Genomic DNA, 25,368 nt, shown 5'->3' with positions numbered 1-25,368 from the left:
CACTTCCTTCTAGTTTCCGGTGGCGATCAACTCGCCGGAAACGTGGGTTCCTTCGCGCAGAAAACAAGGCGCAAAGCCAAAAACCACCCGAGGGCGCAACGCGCTGTCGGATGTTGACCTCCGGGTTCTCTTTATACCTTTACGGGACCCGGTCGGTGGCTTCGAAGACTTGAGCTTGCGAAGGAATTGGGGCGGATAAACAGGAAAGCGCGGCAAAAGTCAAGGACGACAGGCCAATGCGGCGTTTTAGGCTTCGAACGTCTCTTCCTCGACAGCCTCATCCAGTTCACCGGCCAGCCGTTCGAAGGCGGTCGCCACCCGCGTCATCACCCGTAGCGCTGCCACCGCTTCCGTCTGGTTGATGTCACCAAGCAGGACGTGCAGCATCTCGATTTCACGGCGATGGATCTCCTCGAACAGATCGCGTCCGGCGGCAGTCGGCGCGCAAAGGTAGGCGCGGCGATGTTCCGGATTCGGCTGCCGTTCCAGCAATTGCTTGTCCATCAGTCCTGTGACGATGCGCAGAACGAACTGCCGCTTCATCGACAGACGCCGCGCCGCCTCCGGTACCGTCAGCGGAATTTCGCAAAAAAGTTCGAGAACTGCGCGCTCCGCCACTGATATGCCCGCACCATCGAGCATATGTTCTGCCGAGCGCTGCATGTTGAGATGGATGGAACGGACCAGCTTCAGGGTCTTGTAGAGGCGTTCATGCGGATCGAATCGAACGAGCATGCGAACACGATAGCAATTCAGTTGCTGTCTTCAAGAACTTCTTAAACCTTGGCCATTCAGCGATGGGTGAACGACTCGGATGAACAAGCGCAATTCGTACTACCAAGGGCCGCCCTCCGACCACTTCGACGGAACGCACTTCTTCAATCCCGGCGGAAAGGAGCCGCGCGGGCTCCCCGACCTGCTGCGCTGGCAGTTCGGGGGCGGCAAGGTCCGCTGGCCGACGCGCAATCCGAGCCCCTACGCACAGGTGAAGCCGGAAGTCAGCGTCGAAGGCGAACATCTGCGCGTCACCATGGTCGGCCACGCGACGCTGCTCGTCCAGGTGCACGGCGTCAACATCCTCACCGATCCCGTCTGGGCACAGCGCGCCAGCCCCGTCGCCTTTGCCGGTCCGCACCGCTACAACGCCCCCGGCATCGAGCTTGACGACCTGCCGCCGATCGACATCGTGCTCGTCACCCACAATCACTACGACCACCTCGACACCGAGACGCTGAGCGCCCTGCAGCAGGAACACGGGCCACGGATCATCACGCCGCTCGGCAACGACACGATCATCCGCCGTGCCGTTCCCGATGCCGAGATCGACGCGGTCGACTGGGGCGACAGGCTCGATTGCGGCGACGATATCGTCATCCATGCGGAGCCTTGCCATCACTGGTCGGCGCGCGGCTCGCGCGATCGGCGCATGGCGCTGTGGGCCGCCTTCGTGCTGGAGACACCGGCGGGCAAGATCTACCATGTCGGCGACACCGGCTTTCACGAGGGCATCAACTACCGCGCCGCCCGGGAAAAACATGGTGCCTTCCGCCTCGCCAACCTGCCCTTCGGCGCCTACGAGCCTCGCTGGTTCATGCAGGACCAGCACCAGAACCCGGAAGAGGCGGTGCGCGGCATGGTCGATTGCGCCGCCGCCCACGTCGCCGGTCATCACTGGGGCACGTTTCGCCTGACCGACGAAGGCGTCGACGAGCCACGGCAGGCGCTGGAACGGGCACTCGACGCGGCCGGCGTCGCCCGTGCCCGCTTCCGTCCGCTTCACCCCGGCGAAGTCTTCAACGTGCCAGCATCGGCACCCGCCGCAGAATGAATGCAGCACTGGTAATTTCCGGGCTTTTCGGCCATATACAGCCCGAATGAAGGATGGCCCGCTTGGCGCGAGCCCGTTTGGACAATCGCGACATGACCGACTACGTGCAATTTGCCAGGATGAACGGGCTTGGAAACAAGATCCTCGTCGTCGACATGCGCGGTCGGAAGGATCGGGTGACGCCGGCGGCGGCCATTGCGCTCAATGCCGACCCGGCAACTGCCTTCGACCAGATCATGGCGATCCACGACCCCAAGGCCGCCGGGACCGATGCCTGGATCGACATCGTCAATTCCGATGGCTCGATGGCCCAGGCCTGCGGCAATGGCACCCGTTGCGTCGTTCAGGCGCTCGCCGCCGAAACCGGCAAGAAGGCCTTCCTCTTCCACACCGTCGCCGGCCTGCTGGAAGCCAAGGAGCATGACGACGGCACGATATCCGTCGACATGGGCAAGCCGCGCTTCGCCTGGAACGAGATCCCGCTCGCCGAAGAGTTCCACGACACCCGCCGCATCGAACTGCAGATCGGCCCGATCGACAATCCCGTGCTGCATTCGCCCTCGGTTGCCTCCATGGGCAATCCGCACGCGATCTTCTGGGTCGAGAACGACGTCTGGTCCTACGACCTCGAACGTTTCGGCCCGTTGCTCGAGAACCATCCGATCTTCCCCGAACGTGCCAACATCTCGATCGCCCGCGTGCTTTCGCGTGGTGAACTGGATCTGAGAACCTGGGAGCGCGGCGCCGGCCTGACATTGGCCTGCGGCTCGGCTGCCTGTGCCGCCGCCGTCAGCGCCGCCCGCACCGAACGCACCGACCGCAATGTCGTCGTCAACGTGCCCGGCGGACCGCTGACGATCGAATGGCGCGGGCGCGACGATCATGTGATCATGACCGGTCCGGCCGAATGGGAATGGTCGGGCACGGTAAACCCCACCACCGGCGCCTGGCAGCGCGATGAAGCCGAGGCCAGCGGGGCGCGGGCGCTTTGAGCGGCGTCGAGGTCATAACTTTCGGCTGCCGTCTCAATACCTACGAATCCGAAGTGATGCGGGCGGAAGCCGAGAAGGCGGGGCTGAACAACGCCATTCTCGTCAACACCTGCGCCGTCACCGGCGAGGCGGTGCGCCAGGCACGTCAGGCGATCCGCCGCGCCCGCCGCGACAACCCGCATGCCCGCATCATCGTCACCGGCTGCGCCGCCCAGACGGAGAAGGAAACCTTTGCCGAGATGGCCGAGGTCGACGCCGTGCTCGGCAACGAGGAAAAGCTGAAAAGCGCTTACTATCGTTCGCTGCCGGATTTCGGCGTCTCGGCGGAAGAGAAGCTTCGCGTCAACGACATCATGAGCGTTCGCGCCACGGCACCGCAGATGGTCAAGCATATCGACGGCCACGTGCGCGCTTTCATCCAGGTGCAAAACGGCTGCGACCATCGCTGCACCTTCTGCATCATCCCCTATGGCCGCGGCAATTCCCGCTCCGTACCGATGGGCGCCGTCGTCGATCAGGCGCGCAGGCTCGTCGAAACCGGCTATTGCGAGATCGTCCTGACCGGTGTCGATGCCACCAGCTACGGCGGCGACCTGCCGGGCACGCCGACCCTCGGCCTGCTGGCGAAGACGCTGTTGAAGCAGGTTCCGGAAATCCGCCGCCTGCGTCTCTCCTCGATCGACGGCATCGAGGCCGACAGGCACCTCTTCGACCTGATCGCCGACGAGACGCGCTTCATGCCGCATCTGCACCTGTCGCTGCAGCATGGCGACGATATGATCCTGAAGCGCATGAAACGCCGCCATTCGAGCGCCGATGCCCGCGCCTTTGCCGATCAGGTCCGCCGCCTTCGCCCGGAGATCAGCCTCGGCGCCGACATGATTGCCGGTTTCCCGACCGAGACCGAGGAAATGTTCGAGAACGCCGCAAAACTCGCCGAGGAATGTGACATTGCGCATCTGCATGTCTTCCCCTACAGCCCGCGCCCCGGCACGCCGGCAGCACGGATGCCGCAACTCGACCGGCCACTCGTCAAGGATCGCGCCGCGCGTCTACGCGCGGTCGGCGCGACGCTCTACGCGCGCCACCTCGAAGGCATGATCGGCAGCAAGCAGACGATCCTGGTCGAGAACAACGGGCTCGCACACACTGAAAACTTCACGCTCGTCGACGCCGCCGGCCTCAAACCGCGTGCGCTTGTCCCGGTCTCAATCACCGGCCACAATGGCAAGCATCTGACGATGCAGGTAAAACAGATGGCTGCGGCCTGATTTATGCGGAATTCCTGAATGGCAATGGGTTTCATCAAGAGGATCTTCACCTTCGGCAAGGGCGCGGAGGAAACGAAGCCGCCGGAAGGCGTGCCTGAGGAGGCGGTTGTCGTCTCGCCCGAAGTTGAGGCGCAACCGGAGCCGAGCGCAGAAGCGGCCGAACCGCCCGCACCCGTCGCCGAGCTAGAGATCGTCGAAGAGCCTCCGGAAGCTGCTTTCGAGCCGCCGGCTGATATCGAGACCTTGCCGCTGTCCGACAACGATCCGGTGCTCGAAGCCGAGATCGAGACCGCTGGCGGACCTGCGTCGGACGACGCCGAAGAACTGGCGCGTGATGAAGCAGAAGCTGTACCAGTCGAGGCTGAGGTCGCGATCCCCCCCTCCGTCCCCTCGGGACAGCTCCTCCACAAGGGGGGAGAGCAGACGGAGGTCGAGGCTCCGGCAGAAGACAAATCCGCAACTTCCGAGACTGCGGAACCAATCGCCAGCCAACACCCGGCGATCGGGAAAGAGACGCTCGAGCCCCCCCACGCCGCAGCCGTCGAAAACCCGGCGGAAACATTGCCAACGGTCGACGGCGACGAAACCGAAGTAGAAGAGACTGCGGCAGCCGAAACACTCGCTTCTGGGCTCGAGAACGAGCCCAGCGCAATCTCCCCCCCTGTGGGAGATATGCCCGCCAGGGCAGAAGGGGGTGAAGCCGCAGCCCTTCGCCAACCCGCCGAGACCACAGAAGCCAACGCAGTAGAAGCAGCGAATGACGTCGCGCCGACAGAAACAGTCGAGCCCCAGCCCGCTGCCGCCCCCGCTTTGCCCAAGGGCTTCTCCGCCACCGAGCGCAAGCCCAAGGAAGAACCCGTCGCCGCGCCGAAGGAAAAGCTCACCTGGTACCAGCGCCTGCGCCGCGGCCTTGCGCGCACCTCGTCGCAGCTGACCGGCCAGATCGCCAGCCTCTTCACCAAGCGCAAGCTCGACGAAGCGACGCTGCAGGATCTCGAAGACCTGTTGATCCAGGCCGACCTTGGCGTCGAGACGGCGATGCGCATCACCGACACGCTCGCCTCCGAGCGCTACGGCAAGGATGTCTCGGGCGAGGACGTCTCGCGCATCATGGCCGGCGAGATCACCAAGGTGCTCTCGCCCGTCGCCAAGCCGCTGGAACTCGACCTCAGCCACAAGCCGCACGTGATCCTGGTGGTCGGCGTCAACGGCACCGGCAAGACCACGACGATCGGAAAGCTCGCCGCCAAGCTTTCGGGCGCGGGCCTCAAGGTCATGCTCGCCGCCGGCGACACCTTCCGTGCCGCGGCGATCGAGCAGCTGAAGATCTGGGCGGAGCGCACCAAGTCCGACATTGTCTCTTCCAAGCTCGGCGCCGATGCCGCCGGCCTTGCCTATGAGGCGTTCCAGCAGGCGCGCGAGAAGAAATCCGACGTGCTGATCATCGACACCGCCGGCCGCCTGCAGAACAAGGCGGAACTGATGGCAGAACTTGAAAAGATCGTGCGCGTGCTCGGCAAGCTCGATCCGGATGCGCCGCACACCGTGCTACAGACGCTCGACGCCACCACCGGCCAGAACGCCCTGCAGCAGGTCGAGATTTTCCGCAACGTCGCCGGCGTCAGCGGCCTGATCATGACCAAGCTCGACGGCACGGCGCGCGGCGGCATTCTCGTTGCCATCTCGGCCAAGCACAAGCTGCCGGTCTATTTCATCGGCGTCGGTGAAGGCATCGACGATCTGGAGCCGTTCGAAGCCAAGGATTTTGCCGAGGCGATCGCCGGCGTTGCCGCCTGACGAGGCCATCGGGCACGCGCGCATTTGCGCCGGCCCGTTGCCTTGATATGGTTTTGCCGCAAAGCTGGTGTTATGAGCAGCAGGCACATGCGAAAACAGGACCCCCAGATGTCGTCGATCGAGGCTACCAAGCCGCAGAAGGAAGTCAGCCCCTTGCTCAAGATGGTGCTGGAGCTAGGACCGTTGATGGTCTTCTTCTTCGCCAATTCGCGCGGCGAATGGCTGGCCGGGCATTTTCCGGCACTCGCCGAACTCGGCGGGCCGATCTTCATCGCCACCGGCCTGTTCATGGCCGCAACCGCGATCGCGCTCGCCGTTTCCTGGATGCTGACCCGCACCCTGCCGATGATGCCGCTGATATCAGGCATCGTCGTCTTCGTGTTCGGCGCGCTGACGCTCTGGCTGCAGAACGACACCTTCATCAAGATGAAGCCGACGATCGTCAACACGCTGTTCGGCGCGATCCTGCTCGGTGGTCTGCTGTTCGGCAAGTCGCTGCTCGGCTACGTCTTCCACTCCGCGTTCAAGCTCGACGAAGCCGGCTGGCGCAAGCTGACGCTGCGCTGGGGCGTGTTCTTCCTGTTCCTCGCCGTCCTCAACGAAGTGGTCTGGCGGTCGTTCACCACCGATTTCTGGGTCGCCTTCAAGGTCTGGGGCACGATGCCGATCACCATCCTGTTCACGCTCGCCCAGATGCCCCTGATCATGAAGCACTCGCTTGACCAGGAGAACGCCGAGTGAGCACGATGCTCGAGGAGAATGACAGCCGCAACCGGCATGCACTCCTCTGGCTCGCGGCCTGTTTCGCGGTTCTCATCATCCAGATCGTCACCCAGCATCTGATGGGTCGCCTCTGGATCTGCGAATGCGGCTACGTCAAACTTTTCGAGCCGGTCGTCAAATCCAGCGGCAACTCGCAGCACATCGCCGACTGGTACACGCCCTCCCACGTCATCCACGGTTTCCTGTTCTACGGCCTTGGCCATCTGCTCCTGCGCGGCAAGCCGCTGACGGCCAAGCTCTTCCTCGGGACGGTGATCGAATCCGCCTGGGAGATCGCTGAAAACACGCCCATGGTGATCAACCGCTACCGCTCGGCGACGATCTCGCTCGACTATTTCGGCGACAGCATCCTGAATTCGACGATGGACACCCTGGCCATGGCCGCCGGCTTCCTGTTTGCCGCCCGCATGCCCATCTGGCTGACCGTGACGGTCGCCATCGTCTTCGAGATCTTCACCGGCTGGCTGATCCGCGACAATCTCACGCTCAACGTGCTGATGCTGGCCTGGCCGCTGGATGCAGTCCGGGACTGGCAGGCGGGCATTTAGTCAGGCTTCGCCGTCGCAGCCCCTCATCCGAATGAAAAGCTAATGCCGAGAGCAGTTACGAGCCTGCAGTCGCCTTCTCGATCGCCGGCAGCAGGCCGGTCTTCACGCTGTTTTCGTCGAAGGGTCCGACCCGTTTGTAGAGGATCGTACCGTCAGGACCGACGAGATAGGATTCCGGGATTCCGTAGACGCCCCAGTCGATCGCTGCCTTGCCGCGCGGGTCTGTGCCGATCGCCGAGAACGGATTGCCGAGCTCGCCGAGGAAGCGCAGAGCGTTTTCGTTCTGGTCCTTGTAATTGATGCCGACGACGGTGAGCCGCGGGTCCTTAGACAGTTCCAGGATGAAGGGATGCTCCTGACGGCAGGGCACGCACCAGGAGGCCCAGACGTTGACGAGCGTCAGCTTGCCCTTAATCGCTGCATCCGTCAGTGCCGGCATCGGCTGGCCGTCGCGGGTCGCACCCTCGAGCGCCGGTAGATCGAGCTTCGGCGCCTTGGTGCCGATCAGCGCCGACGGGATTTCGCTCACATCCTTGCCGGAATTGAGCTGGCTCCAGAAGATCGCCGCGAGCCCGGCGAAAATGATGAGCGGCAGCGCCGCCAAGACGAACCGCAAGGGGCCTGGCTTGCGCTCTTCGCTGCCCGGCGCAGGAGTGCTGGTCATCGTGTCTCTCCTGCCGCAGTTTCGGCCGAGCGCCTGCGAATGCCCGAGGCTTCGAGTTCGGCAAGTTCCCGCCGGCGGGCGCGCCCATCCAGGACGACCCAGCCGATCAGGCCGAGGACCGTCAGCGTTGCTATTCCATAGCTCGTGAAAACATAGGCGGCGTGGCTCATCATTTCGTGCGGGCTCCCCGGCCGGCGCTACGTGCCGCCAGTCGGCGCAGCGCAGTGACGCGCCGGCGCAGGATTTCGTTGCGCATGGCGGCGATGTGCAGCGTGAAGAACAGCAGCGTGAAGGCGATCGCCATCACGATCAGCGGCCACAGGAACTCCGGATCGATCGTCGGCCCGTCGAGCCGCATGACGCTCGCCGGTTGATGCAGCGTGTTCCACCATTCGACCGAGAACTTGATGATCGGGATATTGACGAAACCGACCAGCACGAGCACCGCGGAAACCTTGGAGGACCGTGCCGGGTCGTCGATCGCGCGGTTGAGCGCCATCAGCCCCAGATACATGAGGAAGAGCACGAAGACCGAAGTGAGCCGCGCGTCCCAGACCCACCAGGTGCCCCACATCGGCTTGCCCCAGAGTGAGCCGGTGACGAGCGCCAGGAAGGTGAAACAGGCGCCAATCGGCGCTGCGGCGCGCGAGGAGACGTCAGCCAGCGGATGGCGCCAGACGAGCGTGCCGAGGGCGGCCAATGCCATCACCGAGTAACACATCATCGACAGCCAGGCGGCCGGCACGTGCACATACATGATGCGCACCGTCTCGCCTTGCTGGTAGTCGCCTTCCGTCGTGAAGGAGAGCCACAGGCCGGCAACGAAGAACAGCGCGGTCAGGCCTGCGAGCCACGGCAGCAGACGGTCGGCCAGCGCCAGGAACCGTGTCGGATTGGCGAGGTCGCTGAATTTGCGGATGGCCAGGCTGTTTTCGCTCATGATGGCTCTTTAGCGCTTAAGTCCCCCTGCTGCAATTGATCCCCGTCAATCGACCGATCACGATCAGTTTGGTCCGCTCGTCGTAAACGTCATCGATCTGAAGGACTTAGCGCCGGCTGCGGCGGAAAACCGCAAACAGTTTCAGCCGCTGCGACCCGATTGCGTCAATCGGACGCGTGCCGAAGCGCTGCGGCGGCGGCAACCGGACCGATGACGGCAAAGAACAGGGTGATCGCGGTAAGGATCATCAGGGGCGGCAGGAACGGCGCCGGATCCTCGATCGCCGCATAAACCGCGCTGACACCGAAGATCAGCACCGGGATTGCAAGCGGCAGCACGAGGATCGAAACCAGCAGCCCGCCGCGCGGCAGCGACACGGCGACGGCAGCGCCCACCGCACCGATGAAGGTGATCGCCGGCGTGCCGATCAGAAGCGTGAGCATCGTGGCGCCGATCGCAATCTCGCTCATGTTCATGAAGAGGCCGAGCAGCGGCGAAGCAATCACCAGCGGCAGGCCGGTCGCCGCCCAATGGGCCGCACATTTGATGAAGACGGTGACAAGAAGCGGCGTCTCCTGCATCAGCATCAGGTCGAGCGAGCCGTCGTCCCGCTCCGCCTGGAACAGGCGATCGAGACCAAGCAGCGAGGCGAGCAGAGCGCCGATCCACAGGATCGCCGGGCCGATGCGTGAAAGCAGGTTCAGATCCGGGCCGACGCCGAAGGGTATGACCGCGACCACCGTCATGAAGAAGAGCACGCCGATCATCGCGCCGCCGCCGGCGCGGATCGACAGTTTCAAATCGCGGAAGAAGAGTGCGATCATGCCGGCATTCTCCCGCCCGCGACCACGGGCAGGCTTCTGCGCATCGTGCCCTTACGCATCATGCCAGAACCCTTCCGCCAAATGCTCGAAGCCCTTCATGTGCAATTCCTTCGTCTGATCGAGCCCGAGCGGCTGGTGCGTCGCTGCGATCACGATGCCGCCCTTGCCGAGATGTGCCTTGACCAGATCCGCAAACAGCCGGTCGGCGCTGACATCGAGCGCCGCTGTCGGCTCGTCGAGAATCCAGATCGGGCGATAGGCGACGAGCAGTTTCGCCATCGCCATGCGGCGCTGCTGGCCGGCGGAGAGATAGCCGAAGGGCAGATGTGCGATATCAGGCAGGCCGACGGCCTCCACGGCGTCATCGAGTGCGGCACCGTGGCCACCGGGCGAATCGCCCATGAAACGCTGCCAGAAGGAAAGATTTTCCGCGACGGTCAGTTCGCGCTTCATCGCGTTGCGGTGGCCGAGATAGTGGCTGACCTCTGCTGGACGGGCTATTTCCGGGGGGCCATTCTCAAGTTTCAGCTGCCCGCTTTCGGGGGCCAGCAACCCGGCCAGAACCCGCAGCAAGGTGGACTTGCCGGAACCGTTCGGACCCGTCACCACAAGGGCTTCGCCGGTATCAAGAGCAAAGGAAATATCGTTAAAAATCAGATCCTCGCCGCGCTTCGCACTCAAACCTTCAGCCAGCAGGCGCATGAATATTAGACTTCCCTTCGCGTGTCTTCCGCAGAGCAAAAAAAGTTCCGATTGGACCTTCGTTGCTCTGGCACGTTTTGGAGAAATTATCTATAAGGCGGCCAACACGCCAGCGGTCGGCGTGAATTTCATCCTAGCGCCGAACATGGAATGAATTTCCACGTACGGACAGCGGAAATGGCCGCACCCGCATCCCAATTCGCGCTTCACAGGCGCTCGGGCGTTCGTACGTCAGTTTTTGGCGATCAGACGGAACGGGGTATTATCCAGTGTCCAAGTCCCTAGACAGCTTCAATTGTCGCTCCACGCTCACCGTCAACGGTGTGGACTACGTCTATTACAGCCTACCCAAGGCCGAGGCGAACGGTCTCGCCGGCGTATCCAAGCTTCCCTACTCGATGAAGGTTCTGCTCGAGAACCTGCTGCGCAACGAAGATGGCCGTTCTGTCACCAAGAAGGACATCGAGAACATTGCCGCCTGGCTCAACGACAAGGGCACGGCTGAAAACGAAATCGCCTACCGTCCCGCCCGTGTGCTGATGCAGGACTTCACCGGCGTTCCCGCCGTCGTCGACCTCGCCGCGATGCGTGATGCCATGGTCGCGCTCGGCGGCGACCCGGAGAAGATCAACCCGCTGGTTCCCGTCGACCTCGTCATCGACCACTCGGTCATCGTCGACGAATTCGGCACGCCGAACGCCTTTGCCCGCAACGTCGAACTGGAATACCAGCGCAACGGCGAGCGCTACCGCTTCCTGAAGTGGGGTCAGCAGGCATTCAAGAACTTCCGCGTCGTTCCCCCCGGCACCGGCATCTGTCACCAGGTCAATCTGGAATATCTGGGCCAGACGGTCTGGACCCGTGAAGAAGACGGCGAAATCACCGCCTACCCGGACACCTGTGTCGGCACCGACAGCCACACCACCATGATCAACGGTCTCGGCGTTCTCGGCTGGGGCGTTGGCGGTATCGAGGCGGAAGCCGCGATGCTCGGCCAGCCGGTCTCGATGCTTCTGCCCGAAGTCATCGGCTTCAAGCTCACCGGCAAGCTCAAGGAAGGCGTCACCGCGACCGACCTCGTGCTGATGGTCGTGCAGATGCTGCGCAAGAAGGGCGTTGTCTCGAAGTTCGTCGAATTCTTCGGCCCGGGCCTCGACAACATGACGCTCGCCGACCGCGCCACCATCGGCAACATGGGCCCGGAATACGGCGCGACCTGCGGCTTCTTCCCGGTCGACAGCGAAACCATCAACTACCTCACCATGTCCGGCCGTGAAGAGCAACGCATCGCACTCGTCGAAGCCTACTCCAAGGCGCAGGGCATGTGGCGCGACGGCGACGGCTCCGAGCTCGTCTTCACCGACACGCTCGAACTCGACCTCGGCGACGTCGTTCCGGCCATGGCCGGTCCGAAGCGTCCGGAAGGCCGCATCGCGCTCGAAAACATCGCGTCCGGTTTCGCCACCGCACTCGAAAACGACTACAAGAAGCCCGGCCAGCTTTCGAACCGCTATGCCGTCGAAGGCACGGATTTCGACCTCGGCCATGGCGACGTCGCCATCGCTGCGATCACCTCCTGCACCAACACCTCCAACCCGTCGGTGCTGATCGCTGCCGGCCTGCTCGCCCGCAACGCGGTCGCCAAGGGCCTGAAGTCCAAGCCGTGGGTCAAGACCTCGCTTGCACCGGGATCGCAGGTCGTCGGCGAATACCTCGCCAAGTCCGGCCTGCAGAAGGACCTCGACGCGCTCGGCTTCAACCTTGTCGGCTTCGGCTGCACGACCTGCATTGGCAACTCCGGCCCGCTGCCGGGCCCGATCTCGAAGACGATCAACGACAAGGGCCTGATCGCCGCCGGCGTTCTTTCGGGCAACCGCAACTTCGAAGGCCGCATCTCGCCGGACGTCCAGGCGAACTACCTCGCTTCGCCGCCGCTCGTCGTCGCCTACGCGCTTGCAGGTTCCGTCCAGAAGGACCTGACCAAGGAGCCGATCGGCGAGGACAAGGACGGCAAGCCCGTCTTCCTCAAGGACATCTGGCCGACCTCGAAGGAAATCCAGGAGTTCATCTTCAAGTACGTCACCCGCGAGCTCTATGCGACCAAGTACGCGGACGTCTTCAAGGGCGACGAAAACTGGCAGGCCGTTCAGGTTCCTCCGGGCCAGACCTATGCCTGGGACGATGCGTCGACCTACGTTCAGAACCCGCCCTACTTCGTCGGCATGGGCAAGTCCGGCTCTGGCATCTCCGACATCAAGGGCGCCCGCGTCCTCGGTCTCTTCGGTGACAAGATCACGACCGACCACATCTCGCCGGCGGGTTCGATCAAGGCGGCTTCGCCGGCTGGTGCCTACCTTATCGGTCATGGCGTCGGCGTTGCCGACTTCAACCAGTACGGCACGCGCCGTGGCAACCATGAAGTGATGATGCGCGGCACGTTTGCCAACATCCGCATCCGCAACCACATGCTCGGCCCGAACGGCAAGGAAGGTGGCTACACCATCCACTATCCGTCGAAGGAAGAGATGTCGATCTACGACGCCGCCATGCAGTACAAGGAAGAGGGCGTTCCGCTCGTCATCTTCGCCGGTGTCGAATACGGCAACGGTTCGTCGCGCGACTGGGCTGCGAAGGGCACCAACCTGCTGGGCGTCAAGGCTGTCGTCGCACAGTCCTTCGAGCGTATCCACCGCTCGAACCTCGTCGGCATGGGCGTCATCCCCTTCGTCTTCGAAGAGGGCACGACCTGGGAATCGCTGGGCCTCAAGGGCGATGAAGTCGTCACCATCGACAACCTCGCCAATGTCCAGCCGCGCGAAAAGCGCGTCGCCAAGGTCACCTACGGCGACGGCAGCGTGAAGGAAATTCCGCTGATCTGCCGTATCGATACGCTGGACGAAGTGACCTACGTCAACAACGGCGGCATCCTGCAGACCGTTCTGCGGGACCTCGCCGCCTGATCGGCCGGGGTCGTCTACGCGCCGCGCAACGCCTTTAGTCGGCTATGATTGAAGGAAGCATGCGGTAAGACATTGGAGCCGGGACGCCGAAAGGCGCCCCGGCTCTTTCTTTGGGCGCCCAATGCCGGCGCGTCCAACACAAGGTCGTGCTCACCCGCCACCTCACTCCAACGTGACTTCCCGTTGATGCGTGGCCGGCGTATGTAAAGAACTCCCCCATAAGGAGTAGGCCGACGGCCCCAACGAAGTGACGCCATGACATCCGCAGACCGTTCTTTCATTCGTCCTCTTGCACTGGCTTTCGGGCTGTTCGCAGCCACCGGTGCACCGGCCGGGGCGCAGGACGGACAGGTGATCAAGGGCGTCGTGGAATTGTTCACCAGCCAGGGCTGTTCCTCCTGCCCGCCAGCCGACGCCGCGCTGAAGGCACTGGTCGATGACGGCGATGTCGTGGCGCTCGCCTATCACGTCGACTACTGGAATTATCTCGGCTGGGCCGACACGCTCGCCTCCAAGGAAAATACCGAGCGGCAATACGCCTATGCCCGGATGCTTGGCCGCAACGGCGTCTATACGCCCCAGGCGATCCTCAACGGCCGTGATCATCTCAACGGCGGCAACCTCGAGGCGATCAAGACCCGACTGGAAACCATGAAGGCGGAAGGCAAGGGACTTGCCGTTCCCGTCGAGGCAAAGATCCAGGGCGAGGAGATCCAGATCAACATTGGCAGCGGCATCGGCAAGGCAAACGTCGTCGTCGTCTATTTCGACCGTGCGAAAATCGTCAAGATGGAGAAGGGCGAGAACAGCGGCAAGGAAGTCCCCTATTGGCATGCCGTGCGTGACATCCAGACGATCGGCATGTGGGACGGAACGCCGGCAAGCTTCACGCTCCCCGCGACAGTCCTGACCGAACGGTCCGGCAACAGCGGCTGTGCCGTTCTCCTGCAGACGATGAAGGACAAGGAAACGCCGGGCGCGATCGTCGGCGCAACGGCCGTGCTCGCCGGCCCGCAGGGCAAGTTATAGCCCGGCGAGGCGCGCAAGGGGTGGTTCGGCCCGGCAGCATCGAGGGGCTGGGGCTGAGGGTTCGAAGTTACCGGACCGAACCGGCCATGGCTGCGTTCGGTGAACTCCCGCAGCATGACGACCTGACCGGACATACGGTGGCAACGACTCTGTCCGTCAGCGCCCGCGAGTTTTGCGGTGAATTGGGGCGGCGATTTGACTGAATTGGGGCAGACGTAAGAAATGCCCTCATCGTCCAACGGCTTCCGGCTTGCTTTTCGGCTCATGTCAGGCACACTGTTATCGTTCTGTCACAACAGAAGGCCGGATTGCCGATGACCGATGAGCCGGATTTGCCGCAAGGCGAGGCGCGCCATCAGCGCGAGACCACTTCCGAAGTGGTCGTCGATCTTCACGAATACAAGAACGCCAAGAACCCTCCCCCCATCACTTTCCATCGTCGCGAATTGGACCAGATCCTCTGGGTCTACGGTCGCATGGTCGGCGAAGGCGAATGGCGGGACTACGCCATCGATCACCTGAGGGACCGGGCGGTTTTCTCGGTGTTCAAGCGTTCGGGCGAAATGCCGCTCTACCGGATCGAGAAGAACCCGAAACTGGCGGCGAAGCAGGGTGCTTACAGCGTGCTGAACATTCACGGCACGATCCTGAAGCGCGGGCACGAGCTCGCCCAGGTGCTCAAAGTGTTCGACAAGGTTCTGAAGCTGGTGGAAACCTGAGGCCTGTTTCACACCGACGTTGCGGTGAGATGCGCGGCGATGTCTCCGGCGCAGCGGGTTGATCTGTCCCGGGACGGCTGACCACAAGCGGCGCATGTCGAGCGTCCGCCGAACGTTCGACGATCACTGATAGAGCGTGTCCGGATAGACGTCTTCCGGCGGATCGCTCGTCTGCCCCTCTCCGAGTGCAAGCTGCATGATCGCCGTATCGAGCCAGCGGCCATGCTTGAAACCGGTCGCATTCATCGTGCCCTGATATTCGAAGCCGAGGGAGCGGTGCACCGCGATCGAAGCCGGATGGGCGCCGCCGATCACCGCCACCATCTGCCGAAAGCCAAGCTCCGTGCAACGCCGGATCAGTTCGGCGAGCAACGCCTTGCCGGCTCCCTTGCCGCGCGCTTCCGGCGCCAGATAGATGGAATCCTCGACCAGGAAGCGATAGGCCGTGCGCGTGCGAAAACCGGAAGCATAGGCATAGCCGACGATCGTTCCGCCATCGTCGACGGCAACCATGTAGGGATATCCATTGCCGATGATCGTCTCGAACCGCGCCCGCATCTCCGTTTCGGAAGGCGGGTTGATCTCGTAGGTCGCGACGCCATTCAACACGGATTCGCGATAGATCGCGGTGATGACGGGAAGGTCGGCCAAGGTGGCGTCACGCAGGCTCAGGGACATAGCGGTAGACTGTAGCTCGAGGTTTCGGTGTCCTTCACTCCCACGGAGCCCGGACGCGATCAACATTTCTCCGGCAACAAAAAAGGCGGCCGAGGCCGCCTTTTCCGTCATTCGTTCCAACCTTAGTTGTTCCGGTTGCCCATGAACTGGAGCAGGAACATGAACAGGTTGATGAAGTCGAGGTAGAGCGTCAGCGCGCCCATGATCGCCTTGCGGCCGGCAACGGTGCTGTCATCGGCTTCGTAGTACATTTCCTTGATCTTCTGCGTGTCGTAGGCGGTGAGGCCAGCGAAGACCAGAACACCGATCACGGAGATCGCAAAGCCGAGGGCCGACGAAGCAAGGAAGATGTTGACGATCGACGCGATGATCAGGCCGAAGAGGCCCATGATCAGGAACGTGCCGAAGCCGGACAGGTCCTTCTTGGTCGTGTAGCCGTAAAGCGACAGAGCGCCGAACGAAGCGGCCGTTACGAAGAACGTCTGCACGATGCTCTGGCCGGTGAAGACCAGGAAGATCGACGACAGGGACAGGCCCATCAAGGCCGCGTAGATCCAGAACGTCGTCTGCGCTGCGGAGACGCTCATCGAGTTAATGCGGAAGCTCATGAAGAAGACCATCGCCAGCGGCGCCAGCATCACGACCCACTTCAGGGGCGAAGCGTAGATGAGCTGGGCGAATGCCGGATTGGAGGCGGCAAGCGCATAGGTTCCGTAAGCTGCCACGCCAGTGATCGCGAGGCCAAAAGCCATCAGGTTGTAGACCTTCAGCATATACGCGCGAAGGCCCTCATCGATCACGGCACCCGCCTGAGCGCCGGCGGGCGACATTCGGGTTTGGTAGTTTCTCAGATCAGCCATTGTTTCCTCATTTAAGCTCCGGTGGAAGTTACGGTGTCGGGCGGCGAACGGTCTCGCTTTGGAAGGCAAGCTTCCACGCCCAGGCGCCGCTGCGGAGCTCCAGCATGCCTGTGGATAAATATGATGCCGAAACCTTTTCCGTACAAGACCCGCACCCCCTGGATTCGAACGCATCCGGCCGTTTCCGGCAAGGGCGACAGGGATTTACGGTTAACTTGACCGCCTCAGAGCTCCCGCAGCACCGGCGCCGCCTTCTGTCCGAGAATACGCCACGTGCCGGCAAGACCGATGCCGACGGTCATCACCAGTGCCCCGACGACCGTCAGGATGGCGACGTCCGGCAGGAAACTTGACGGCAGCTTCATGATACGGCTGACCACGAACCAGGCGGCAACGCCACCGGCGAACAGCGCGAAAACCGCGGTTGCGAGGCCGAGAATGGCATATTCGTAGCTGAACGCCCGAATGAGCGTCGCGCGCGTCGCACCCAGCGTTTTGAGCACGACGGCGTCGTGAACACGGGCCCGGTTGCCGGCGGCAAGCGCACCGGCAAGCACCAGGACGGACGCAACGAGCGCCACCGCGGCCGCAGCCCGGATGGCGGTTGCCAACTGCCCAAGCAGGCCGTTCACGATGTCGAGAGCATCCTTCACACGCACACTGGTGATCGTCGGATAGGCATTGGTGACGGCTTTCAGCACCGCCGCCTCTTCTTCCGGCGTCGCTGCCGGATCGATGACCGTCGCCAGCCACGCATGCGGCGCACCGGCAAAGGTGTTCGGCGAAAACACCATGACGAAGTTGATCGAAAGCGATTCCCACTCGACGTTGCGGAAATTGGCGATCTTGGCGGTGATGTTTCGGCCAAGCACGTTGACGGTCACGGTGTCGCCGATCTTCAGGCCGAGCTCACCCGCCTCTTCTGCCGAGAACGAGACGAGCGGCTCGCCACTATAGTCGGCCGGCCACCACGTGCCTTCGGAAAGCGTCGAGTTCTCCGGCTTGTTCTTGGCATAGGTGATGCCGCGGTCACCGCGCAGCACCCATTGGCCGCCAGGCGGCACGTTGCGACTGTTCACGTCCTCGCCGTTGAAGGCGACGATCCGGCCGCGCAGCATCGGTACCTCGATGACCTTGCCCTTCGGGATCGCCTGGTTCAGCACCGAGCGGAAACCTTCGATCTCGCTACCCTGGATATCGACGAAGAAGAAGTTCGGCGCTCGCTCGGCCATGCTTCCGGTGAGTTCGCGGCGCAGATTGCCGTCGATCAGCGCCAGCGTCACGAGCAGGGCGAGCCCCAGGCCGAGCGACAGCACGACCGAGGACGTCAGCGCACCGGGACGATGGATGTTGCCGATCGCCAGCCTGAGAGCCGGCGAGCTGACCCGCGGGCTGCGGCGCGCAAGCCAGGCTATCGCGAGCGCGACGACACGCAGGACAATGAAGGCAAAGGCGATCGCCCCCAGGAACACAAGCGAAATATAGCGGTCATAGGCCGCCCAGATCGCCAGCCCCGCCAGTGCGGCAAGGCAGGCAACGGCACCGAGCAGATAGGGCCATGCCGGAAAGCCGGCGGGATCGAAGCCCTGTTGGCGGAAGAGTGCGGTTGCCGGAATGGCCCGCGCCCGGCCGAGCGGCAGGATGGCGAAGGTCAGCGCCGTCAGCACGCCGAAGAGCGCTGCGAGGCCGAGCGCGCCCGGATAGACATGGAATTCGGTCGAGATTGGCAGCAGGTCGGCGAGGAACTGCGCCGCGATGAAGGGGATCAGCATGCCGAGGGTCAGGCCGATGACGATACCGATGAGGGCGATCATCAGGATCTGTGCCAGATAGATCATCGCGACCAGCGACGCCGGCGCCCCCAGGCATTTAAAGGTCGCAATCACGCTGCGCTTCTGATCGAGATAGGAGCGCACCGCGTTGGCGACACCGACACCGCCGACGATCAGCGCCGTCAGGCCGACAAGCGTCAGGAATTGCGAGAAGCGGGTGATGTTGGCCGTCAGCGACGGCGCGGCGTTGGCGCTGGTGCGGATCGACCAGCCGGCCGACGGAAAGCGCTTCTCGGCATCGGTGCTAATGGTCGCAAGCTGCGCCGGGTCGGCGACCTTAACCTTGTAACTATGCTCGACCAGGCTTCCGGTCTGCACCAGGCCACTGGCGGCCAGCGCCTCGGCCGAAACCATCAGGCGCGGTGCGAAGCCGAAGCCGTCGGACAAGGCGTCCGGCTCGCGTACGATCGTGCCCGCGATCCGGATCCTGGCGTTACCGAGCAGAACTTCAGCGCCGATCTGCACGCCCAGGCGGTCGAGCAGCAGCGGCGCCACGACGGCGCCGAAGGTCTCGCCATCGCGCGCCAGCAACTCATGCAGCGGGCGGTTCGGTTCGCTTTCGAGTGCACCATAAAGCGGGTAGGCGGCATCGACCGCCTTCAGCTCCACCAGCGCCTGGTTGGAACCGTCGGGCAGCCGCGCCATCGAGCGCAGGCCGGCGGACTCTGCAACGGTCCCGAGACTGTCGAGATAGGCTCGCTCCTCGGTCGTCGCCACGCGATTGTTGAGCTCGAAGCGGATATCGCCGGCGAGCAGTTCCTGCCCCTGCGTGGCGATCGTCACAGTGATCGATTGCGACAGCGAATTGACGCCGGCAATCGCTGCCGTACCGAGCGCGATACAGGCGAGAAAAATATAGAAGCCCCTGAGCCCGCCGCGCATTTCGCGCAGCGCCAGGCGAAGGGCAAGCAGCGGCCGCAGCCGAACCGATGAAGCGCCGCTCATGCCGAGGCCGCCTCCTGGCGTGGCGCCACCGCAACCGGCCCCGCCTCGCCACCCGCGACGATCTCGCCGGAGCGCACCCGCACTTGCCGCACGCAACGTGCGGCAAGGGCAGAATCATGCGTCACGAGAACGAGTGTCATGCCGCGGTCACGCTGTTCGGCGAAAAGCAGATCGGCGATCTGGCGTCCGGTTTCGGCGTCGAGGTTGCCGGTCGGCTCGTCGGCGATCAGCAGTTTCGGCGAAGGCGCCAAGGCGCGAGCGATCGCCACGCGCTGCTGCTCGCCACCGGAGAGCTGGCCGGGATAGTGGCTGAGCCGCTCGCCGAGACCGACGGCGACGAGTTCCTTGCGCGCAATTTCGAAGGCGCCCGAGACATTGGCGAGTTCGAGCGGCACGGCGACGTTCTCGAGCGCGGTCATGTTGGGGATGAGGTGGAAGGACTGGAAGACGATGCCGATGTTGCGCCCGCGAAAGTCCGCCACCCGGTCCTCGTTCAACCGATGCAACGGCGTGCCGTCGATGACGATCTCGCCGCTATCCAGCCGCTCGAGCCCGGCAAGCACCATCAGCAAGGTCGACTTGCCCGAACCCGACGGACCGACGATGCCCACGGACTGGCCGGCATCGATCGTCAGGTTCATGCCCTTCAGCACATGCACCGAGGCCGCCGCCTCCCCAAGGGTCAGATCCGCGTTTTTGAGTTCGATGATGGTGCTGGCCAAGCGAAACAACCCTATATGAACGAAGTGGGGAACAGAAACGGCATTCGGGATTTAGGAACAGGCCCATGGCATTAAAAGGATTTCAACGGGTTTTCTTGGCACTCATGATGACATTTGCGTTATCATCGACAGCTCGCGCCGAGACGATCAGCCTCGTGGGGTTCGGCGACAGCCTGATGGCGGGCTACCAGCTCCCGCCGGAGGACGCTTTCCCCGCTCGGCTCGAAAAGGCGCTGAAGGAAAAGGGCCTGGACGTGACGATCACGAACGCCGGCGTTTCCGGCGACACTTCATCCGGCGGCCTTGCCCGCATCGATTGGTCCGTGCCTGACGGCACGAAGGGCGTGATCCTTGAACTCGGCGCCAATGACGCGCTGCGCGGTATCCCGCCGGAAGAGACCCGCAAGAACATCGAGGCGATGATCACCCGCCTCAAGGACCGCGGCATCGCGGTGCTGCTGGCCGGCATGATGGCGCCGCCGAACATGGGCGCCGACTATGCCGCCCGCTTCAACCCGATCTACCCCGAACTCGCTCAGAAATATGGGCTGGAGCTCTATCCGTTCTTCCTCGACGGCGTAGTGACCGAGACCAAGCTCAAGCTTGAGGACGGCATGCATCCCAATGGCGATGGCGTCGGTGTCATGGTCGAGAAGGCAGTGCCTGTCGTCGAGCGCTTCCTGGCAACACTGAATAAGACGGAGTGATGACACCATCCACAGTTAAGAGAACGTTAATATTCATAAGCGTCAAATAGTAGTTGCCTGCAGACTCGATGCGTGATTCGCTGAGACATCTGCAAGAGATTCGGGGAGCTCGCCATGCCGAGACTATTCACCGCCCTCGAAATTCCGCGCAATGCAGCAATGAGTCTTTCGTTGCTGCGCGGAGGACTTCCCGGAGCTCGCTGGATAGATGTGGAGAACTACCATATCACCTTGCGCTTCATCGGTGACGTCGACTGGCGCACCGCCGACGAGATCATCGACAAGCTCGATCGGATCGAAAGACCGGAATTTCCGCTTCAATTGACCGGCACCGGCGCCTTCGGCTCCAAGAAACCGCATTCGGTCTGGGCCGGCGTCACCAACCAGCCGGAAATGTATGCGCTGCAGGCCGAGATCGAGCGCATCTGCCAGCGGCTCGGATTGCAGCCGGATCCACGCAAGTTCACCCCGCATGTAACGCTCGCCCGGCTGCGTTCCAGCCGCGTCGAGGATGTCGTCGAATACCTTTCCGGGCGCGGAAACTTCATGACCTCGCCCTTCAACGTCTCCCGTTTCGTGCTTCTGTCATCGCGCGATTCGGTCGGCGGTGGACCTTACCTGACGGAAGAAGTCTTCCCGCTTCACGAGGCGCGTTCGCCGAACCTTACGAGCAACGACGAGCATCCGGCGTCGAGCATCTGGTAGAGCGCCTCGAAGGCTTCCGGCCCTTCGTAATAGGGATCCGGCACGTCCTCGCTGCGGCCTGAGGCATAGTCTAGGAAGAGACGCACCTTTTCTGCCGCACCTTCGGGCGCCAGCCGCTTGAGCGTGCGCACATTGTTCTCGTCCATGCCGAGGATCAGATCGAAATTCCGGAAATCTTCCGGGCGAACCTGACGCCCGCGAAGCTCCGAGATATCGATGCCGTGCCGTCGCGCAGCTTCTATCGAGCGGCGGTCTGGCGGATCGCCGATATGCCAGGCACCGGTTCCTGCCGAATCCACCTCTAGTGCCGGTGCCAGCCCCTTTTTCTCCGCCAAGGCGCGCAACACACCCTCGGCGAGCGGCGACCGGCAGATGTTGCCGAGACAAACGAAAAGAACTCTGACCGGTTTCATGCTATTCAGTAGTCCAAGGTATTGCGGCGACCATCGCGTGTATTGAAAGACGCGCGGCGCTGTGGAGATGAGGCACGTTTATACGCGGCAGTTCGGCCTTCGAACAGGCTGATACGAGGGAGAGAAACGATGACAGCGGAGAAACTCGACGAGGCGACGATTGCCGAAAACCTGCACAAGATGGAAGGCTGGGTGCGGGCCGAAGACGGCAACTCGATCTGGAAGGCGTTCCGCTTCAAGAACTTCGTCGAGGCCTTCGGTTTCATGACCGAGTGCGCGATCGTCGCGGAGAAGCTCAACCATCACCCCGAATGGTTCAACGTCTACAATCGTGTCGACGTGACGCTGACCACCCACGACGCCAGCGGGCTCACGGAGCTCGACTTCAAGCTGGCAGCCCGCATGGACAAGGCAGCAGCCGGCCGCATGCCCGATCATTTGAAATAGAGGGGCCGATCACCATATCAAAGCATGTCGCGCAAAAGTGCGTAGCGGTTTTGCGGTAACGATATGCGAAAAATCAAATGCTTAAAGCGCAAGGAGCGAATCTGAAAGATCTCGGCGCTTTAGGAACGCTGTAACAGCGAAAGCGGGACGATGGACGACATCAAGATTGGCGAAATTCTCTTGCCTGGCGAAGAATCCGAGCAGGAGCGCAGGGAAAAGCGCGTAAAGCGCCGCTTCTGGCCGACCTTCCGCCGTGCCGCACGCCAGATCCCCTTCAGCCGCGATCTCGTCGCCGCCTATTATTGCGCCATCGACCCGCAAACGCCGACGCGCACCCGCGGCATCCTGCTCGCCGCGCTCGCCTATTTCGTGCTGCCGATCGACATCATCCCTGACATGCTGGCCGTGGTCGGCTTTTCCGACGACGTCGCGGTGCTGACTGCGGCCTTCGCCGCCATCAGCGGCCAGATCAAGGAAACCCATTACACCAAGGCCGACGAGACCCTTGCCGACGCTCCGCAAGACTGAACAGAGACCGGCCTTCCGGGTTGTGGCGCCCCATTCCCGCCCGAAAGTCAAACTCTTGCCCGATTCTTTGTGGCATAGACATGCGAATGACGGCGTTCGCGCGCTTTGGTGAGTCCGACGTCATTCAATGGCTTGGGGCAGGAATCCTTCTGGAGCAGCATTCCGAAGCGCGGCGCATCCGGCATCGGCCTCGGTTCGACGATAGTGCGAATCACCGGTCGAAAGGCGCCGGGCAATGGAGCGAACCGCTCCGTTTCGGGGCTAAACCGGCGGTTTTCGGCCATCGTTGACGGTTTGGTAACCTGAATTAAGTCAAAACAAATTCAAATGATGACTACGCGTCGCCCGTCTGACCTGTTCGGGTGATCGAAGAGCAAAAAAAGCGGCAGGACCTCATGTTTGTAAGAAAGATCGCAACCGCAATCGCACTCGTTCTGGCGACCGCCAGCATGGCTGCCGCCCAGTCTCCGACGCGCATCCAGCAGTTCAACGCCTGGGGCGCCTATTCCTACAACGCCGGCGGCGGCAAGGTCTGCTACGTGCTCTCGGTTCCCAAGGACAAGAGCCCGGCCGGCGTCGACCACGGCGACATCTTCTTCCTGGTTTCCCAGCGCCCTGGCCAGAACATCAGCTATGAGCCGCAGGCCATGATGGGCTATCCCCTCCAGGAGAACTCCAAGGTCAACGTCGTCATCGACGGCCGCACCTTCGTGATGTTCACCAAGGGCAATTCCGCCTGGGTCGAGAACGCCGCCGAAGAGCCGGCGCTCGTTGCCGCGATGAAGAACGGCAAGGCCATGTCGGTCAACGCCAAGTCGCGCAAGGGCACGGCGACCTCCTACTCCTACTCGCTCTCGGGCATCTCCGCTGCACTGAAGCAGATCGAGGCCTGCAAGTAATCACGAGACGACACGTCACGTGCAAAGGGCCGGCTGCAAAGCCGGCCTTTTGCGTTCAGGAAGCCTGCCTCGTGACTCCCGGCCAAAACAATGCTAAAGCGCGGCCAACTTGAGAGCCTCCGCGCCACGATTGGCCGCTTTCGATGGCTCGACCGATTTCAATTCGCGCATCAGGACGATTTCCGGACCCGCTCTCCGGACGGCCTCTAGCCGTATGACAGGACATCATGAGCATGGCAGCCACTGAAATTCTGAACCGCGTGGAAATCGCCAAGGCGCCGCAGGTGCGCACGGCCGCGCAGACGGAGAAGCCGTCGCTGATCGGACTGCTGCGCGAGGACATGGCCAAGGCCCTTGTCGAAAAGGGCGTGCCGGAGCGTCAGGTCAAGATGCGCGTCAGCCAACTCTGGCATTGGCTCTATGTGCGCGGCGTCTCCGACTTCGACCATATGACGAACGTGTCGAAGGACATGCGCGAGATGCTGAAGCAGCATTTCACGATCGCCCGTCCTGAAATCGTCGAGGAACAGATCTCCGGCGACGGCACCCGCAAATGGCTGCTGCGTTTCCCGGCACGCGGCGCCGGCCGCCCGGTCGAAATCGAGACCGTCTACATCCCCGAGGAAGGCCGCGGCACGCTCTGCATTTCGAGCCAGGTCGGCTGTACGCTCACCTGCTCCTTCTGTCACACCGGCACCCAGAAGCTGGTGCGCAACCTGACGGCCGAGGAAATCCTGGCGCAGCTGCTTCTCGCCCGCGACCGCCTGGGCGATTTCCCCGAGCGCGACACCCCGCAGGGCGCGATCGTGCCGGCCGAGGGCCGCAAGATCACCAACGTCGTCATGATGGGCATGGGCGAGCCGCTCTACAATTTCGAGCAGGTTAAGACCGCGCTCCTGATCGCGTCCGATGGCGAGGGCCTGTCGCTCTCCAAGCGCCGCATCACGCTGTCGACCTCAGGCATCGTGCCCGAGATTTATCGCACCGGCGAGGAAATCGGCGTCATGCTGGCGATCTCGCTGCATGCGGTGCGCGACGACCTGCGCGACCTGCTCGTGCCGATCAACAAGAAGTATCCGCTGAAGGAACTGATGGACGCCTGCCGTGCCTATCCGGGTCTTTCCAACGCCCGCCGCATCACCTTCGAGTATGTGATGCTGAAGGACGTCAACGACAGCCTGGAAGACGCCAAGGAACTGGTGAAGCTGCTCAAGGGCGTGCCGGCGAAGATCAACCTCATCCCCTTCAACCCCTGGCCGGGCACCAACTACCAGTGTTCCGACTGGGAGCAGATCGAGAAGTTCGCCGACTTCATCAATCAGGCCGGCTATGCTTCGCCGATCCGCACGCCCCGCGGCCGCGACATCCTCGCCGCCTGCGGCCAGCTGAAATCGGAATCCGAGCGCATGCGCAAGGTCGACCGTCTCGCCTTCGAAGCGATGATGATCGCCAATCACGGCGAGGACTGAGACGGAGCGCCAGTCTGAAATCCACGGGCTCCTCGGTCCGCCGCCGCGTGATCAATGAAGAACTTTGATGGATGATGCAGATCCTATCGATTGATTTCATGTGACC

Annotated in this window: 26 protein-coding genes; 15 read left to right on the top strand and 11 right to left on the bottom strand. The window is 62.7% G+C overall.

Translation table 11 applies throughout. The features are described from left to right. Nucleotides 1–246: 246 nt before the first annotated feature. Nucleotides 247–735 (bottom strand): MarR family winged helix-turn-helix transcriptional regulator, encoded by a 489-nt coding sequence (locus tag AB4Z53_RS08560; protein ID WP_441595559.1) that lies wholly within the window; start codon nucleotides 733–735, stop codon nucleotides 247–249. 79 nt (nucleotides 736–814) lie between these two features. Here AB4Z53_RS08560 and AB4Z53_RS08555 point away from each other — a divergent pair, with 79 nt between their 5' ends. The 6 genes from AB4Z53_RS08555 to AB4Z53_RS08530 all read left to right on the top strand — a co-directional run bounded on the left by AB4Z53_RS08555 (nucleotide 815) and on the right by AB4Z53_RS08530 (nucleotide 7,219). After that, complete coding sequence (locus AB4Z53_RS08555; protein ID WP_441595558.1) at nucleotides 815–1,828, top strand: MBL fold metallo-hydrolase; 1,014 nt, start codon at nucleotides 815–817, stop codon at nucleotides 1,826–1,828. A gap of 92 nt (nucleotides 1,829–1,920) precedes the next feature. Next, a complete protein-coding gene (dapF, locus tag AB4Z53_RS08550) occupies nucleotides 1,921–2,820 on the top strand; it encodes a diaminopimelate epimerase (RefSeq protein WP_162768586.1) in 900 nt (299 codons plus the stop codon). Further along, nucleotides 2,817–4,091, top strand: a complete 1,275-nt coding sequence (mtaB, locus tag AB4Z53_RS08545; protein ID WP_441595557.1) for a tRNA (N(6)-L-threonylcarbamoyladenosine(37)-C(2))-methylthiotransferase MtaB — start codon at nucleotides 2,817–2,819, stop codon at nucleotides 4,089–4,091. Before dapF ends, mtaB begins: the two co-directional genes overlap by 4 nt. A gap of 18 nt (nucleotides 4,092–4,109) precedes the next feature. Next, entirely contained in the window at nucleotides 4,110–5,888 is a 1,779-nt protein-coding gene (gene ftsY / locus AB4Z53_RS08540) for a signal recognition particle-docking protein FtsY (protein ID WP_441595556.1), read from the top strand. Between the two features lie 108 nt (nucleotides 5,889–5,996). After that, nucleotides 5,997–6,629: a septation protein A gene (locus AB4Z53_RS08535; RefSeq protein ID WP_291148726.1), complete on the top strand. Its 633-nt coding sequence runs from the start codon at nucleotides 5,997–5,999 to the stop codon at nucleotides 6,627–6,629. A 5-nt stretch (nucleotides 6,630–6,634) separates the two neighbouring features. Continuing rightward, nucleotides 6,635–7,219 (top strand): DUF2585 domain-containing protein, encoded by a 585-nt coding sequence (locus AB4Z53_RS08530; protein ID WP_441595643.1) that lies wholly within the window; start codon nucleotides 6,635–6,637, stop codon nucleotides 7,217–7,219. 55 nt (nucleotides 7,220–7,274) lie between these two features. Here AB4Z53_RS08530 and AB4Z53_RS08525 read toward each other — a convergent pair whose 3' ends face one another. The 5 genes from AB4Z53_RS08525 to ccmA form a co-directional block, all read right to left on the bottom strand. Next, nucleotides 7,275–7,883: a DsbE family thiol:disulfide interchange protein gene (locus tag AB4Z53_RS08525; protein WP_113535350.1), complete on the bottom strand. Its 609-nt coding sequence runs from the start codon at nucleotides 7,881–7,883 to the stop codon at nucleotides 7,275–7,277. Then, the gene (gene ccmD, locus AB4Z53_RS08520) at nucleotides 7,880–8,056 is read right to left on the bottom strand and encodes a heme exporter protein CcmD (protein ID WP_162768588.1); all 177 of its coding nucleotides are present in this window, start codon (nucleotides 8,054–8,056) and stop codon (nucleotides 7,880–7,882) included. The genes AB4Z53_RS08525 and ccmD overlap by 4 nt, the downstream gene beginning before the upstream one ends. Beyond that, nucleotides 8,053–8,823, bottom strand: a complete 771-nt coding sequence (locus AB4Z53_RS08515; protein ID WP_223725860.1) for a heme ABC transporter permease — start codon at nucleotides 8,821–8,823, stop codon at nucleotides 8,053–8,055. Before AB4Z53_RS08515 ends, ccmD begins: the two co-directional genes overlap by 4 nt. Nucleotides 8,824–8,987: 164 nt before the next feature. Continuing rightward, nucleotides 8,988–9,647: a heme exporter protein CcmB gene (ccmB, locus tag AB4Z53_RS08510; protein ID WP_113535352.1), complete on the bottom strand. Its 660-nt coding sequence runs from the start codon at nucleotides 9,645–9,647 to the stop codon at nucleotides 8,988–8,990. 51 nt (nucleotides 9,648–9,698) lie between these two features. Continuing rightward, entirely contained in the window at nucleotides 9,699–10,349 is a 651-nt protein-coding gene (ccmA, locus tag AB4Z53_RS08505; protein WP_113535353.1) for a heme ABC exporter ATP-binding protein CcmA, read from the bottom strand. Nucleotides 10,350–10,618: 269 nt separating this feature from the next. On the opposite strand from ccmA, the gene acnA reads away from it, so the two are divergent. The 3 genes from acnA (at nucleotide 10,619) to AB4Z53_RS08490 (ending at nucleotide 15,057) form a co-directional block, all read left to right on the top strand. Further along, nucleotides 10,619–13,309 (top strand): aconitate hydratase AcnA, encoded by a 2,691-nt coding sequence (gene acnA, locus AB4Z53_RS08500; protein WP_441595555.1) that lies wholly within the window; start codon nucleotides 10,619–10,621, stop codon nucleotides 13,307–13,309. A 255-nt stretch (nucleotides 13,310–13,564) separates the two neighbouring features. Then, nucleotides 13,565–14,338, top strand: coding sequence for a DUF1223 domain-containing protein (locus tag AB4Z53_RS08495; protein ID WP_113535355.1), 774 nt, complete (start codon nucleotides 13,565–13,567; stop codon nucleotides 14,336–14,338). Between the two features lie 314 nt (nucleotides 14,339–14,652). Then, on the top strand, nucleotides 14,653–15,057 hold the full coding sequence (locus AB4Z53_RS08490) for a DUF2794 domain-containing protein (RefSeq protein ID WP_291148712.1): 405 nt from the start codon (nucleotides 14,653–14,655) through the stop codon (nucleotides 15,055–15,057). Between the two features lie 123 nt (nucleotides 15,058–15,180). Here AB4Z53_RS08490 and AB4Z53_RS08485 read toward each other — a convergent pair whose 3' ends face one another. From AB4Z53_RS08485 to AB4Z53_RS08470, 4 genes are all read right to left on the bottom strand, one after another. Further along, nucleotides 15,181–15,735, bottom strand: a complete 555-nt coding sequence (locus AB4Z53_RS08485; protein WP_291148709.1) for a GNAT family N-acetyltransferase — start codon at nucleotides 15,733–15,735, stop codon at nucleotides 15,181–15,183. Between the two features lie 122 nt (nucleotides 15,736–15,857). Next, complete coding sequence (locus AB4Z53_RS08480) at nucleotides 15,858–16,595, bottom strand: Bax inhibitor-1/YccA family protein (RefSeq protein ID WP_113535358.1); 738 nt, start codon at nucleotides 16,593–16,595, stop codon at nucleotides 15,858–15,860. 224 nt (nucleotides 16,596–16,819) lie between these two features. Then, nucleotides 16,820–19,372 (bottom strand): ABC transporter permease, encoded by a 2,553-nt coding sequence (locus tag AB4Z53_RS08475; protein ID WP_441595554.1) that lies wholly within the window; start codon nucleotides 19,370–19,372, stop codon nucleotides 16,820–16,822. Next, nucleotides 19,369–20,094: an ABC transporter ATP-binding protein gene (locus AB4Z53_RS08470; protein ID WP_223725867.1), complete on the bottom strand. Its 726-nt coding sequence runs from the start codon at nucleotides 20,092–20,094 to the stop codon at nucleotides 19,369–19,371. Before AB4Z53_RS08470 ends, AB4Z53_RS08475 begins: the two co-directional genes overlap by 4 nt. A 104-nt stretch (nucleotides 20,095–20,198) precedes the next feature. Here AB4Z53_RS08470 and AB4Z53_RS08465 point away from each other — a divergent pair, with 104 nt between their 5' ends. Next, a complete protein-coding gene (locus tag AB4Z53_RS08465; protein WP_441595642.1) occupies nucleotides 20,199–20,801 on the top strand; it encodes an arylesterase in 603 nt (200 codons plus the stop codon). A gap of 114 nt (nucleotides 20,802–20,915) precedes the next feature. After that, entirely contained in the window at nucleotides 20,916–21,506 is a 591-nt protein-coding gene (gene thpR, locus AB4Z53_RS08460) for an RNA 2',3'-cyclic phosphodiesterase (protein WP_113535361.1), read from the top strand. Here thpR and AB4Z53_RS08455 read toward each other — a convergent pair. Next, nucleotides 21,443–21,919: a low molecular weight protein-tyrosine-phosphatase gene (locus tag AB4Z53_RS08455; protein ID WP_441595553.1), complete on the bottom strand. Its 477-nt coding sequence runs from the start codon at nucleotides 21,917–21,919 to the stop codon at nucleotides 21,443–21,445. The genes thpR and AB4Z53_RS08455 overlap by 64 nt on opposite strands. 129 nt (nucleotides 21,920–22,048) lie before the next feature. Here AB4Z53_RS08455 and AB4Z53_RS08450 point away from each other — a divergent pair, with 129 nt between their 5' ends. From AB4Z53_RS08450 to rlmN, 4 genes are all read left to right on the top strand, one after another. Beyond that, on the top strand, nucleotides 22,049–22,366 hold the full coding sequence (locus tag AB4Z53_RS08450) for a 4a-hydroxytetrahydrobiopterin dehydratase (protein WP_441595552.1): 318 nt from the start codon (nucleotides 22,049–22,051) through the stop codon (nucleotides 22,364–22,366). Nucleotides 22,367–22,516: 150 nt separating this feature from the next. Then, a complete protein-coding gene (locus tag AB4Z53_RS08445) occupies nucleotides 22,517–22,894 on the top strand; it encodes a YkvA family protein (protein ID WP_113535364.1) in 378 nt (125 codons plus the stop codon). Between the two features lie 395 nt (nucleotides 22,895–23,289). Continuing rightward, complete coding sequence (locus AB4Z53_RS08440) at nucleotides 23,290–23,793, top strand: invasion associated locus B family protein (protein WP_113535432.1); 504 nt, start codon at nucleotides 23,290–23,292, stop codon at nucleotides 23,791–23,793. Nucleotides 23,794–24,026: 233 nt separating this feature from the next. Beyond that, nucleotides 24,027–25,262, top strand: a complete 1,236-nt coding sequence (gene rlmN / locus AB4Z53_RS08435) for a 23S rRNA (adenine(2503)-C(2))-methyltransferase RlmN (RefSeq protein WP_113535365.1) — start codon at nucleotides 24,027–24,029, stop codon at nucleotides 25,260–25,262. The last annotated feature ends 106 nt before the right edge of the window (nucleotides 25,263–25,368 follow it).

Origin of the sequence: Ensifer sp. 2TAB8 (genome assembly GCF_052115125.1) — a bacterium.
In the GTDB taxonomy this organism is placed as follows: Bacteria; Pseudomonadota; Alphaproteobacteria; order Rhizobiales; family Rhizobiaceae; genus Ensifer.
The sequence above is the reverse complement of the archived record's forward strand: the minus strand, read 5'-3'. Positions and strand labels throughout refer to the sequence as shown.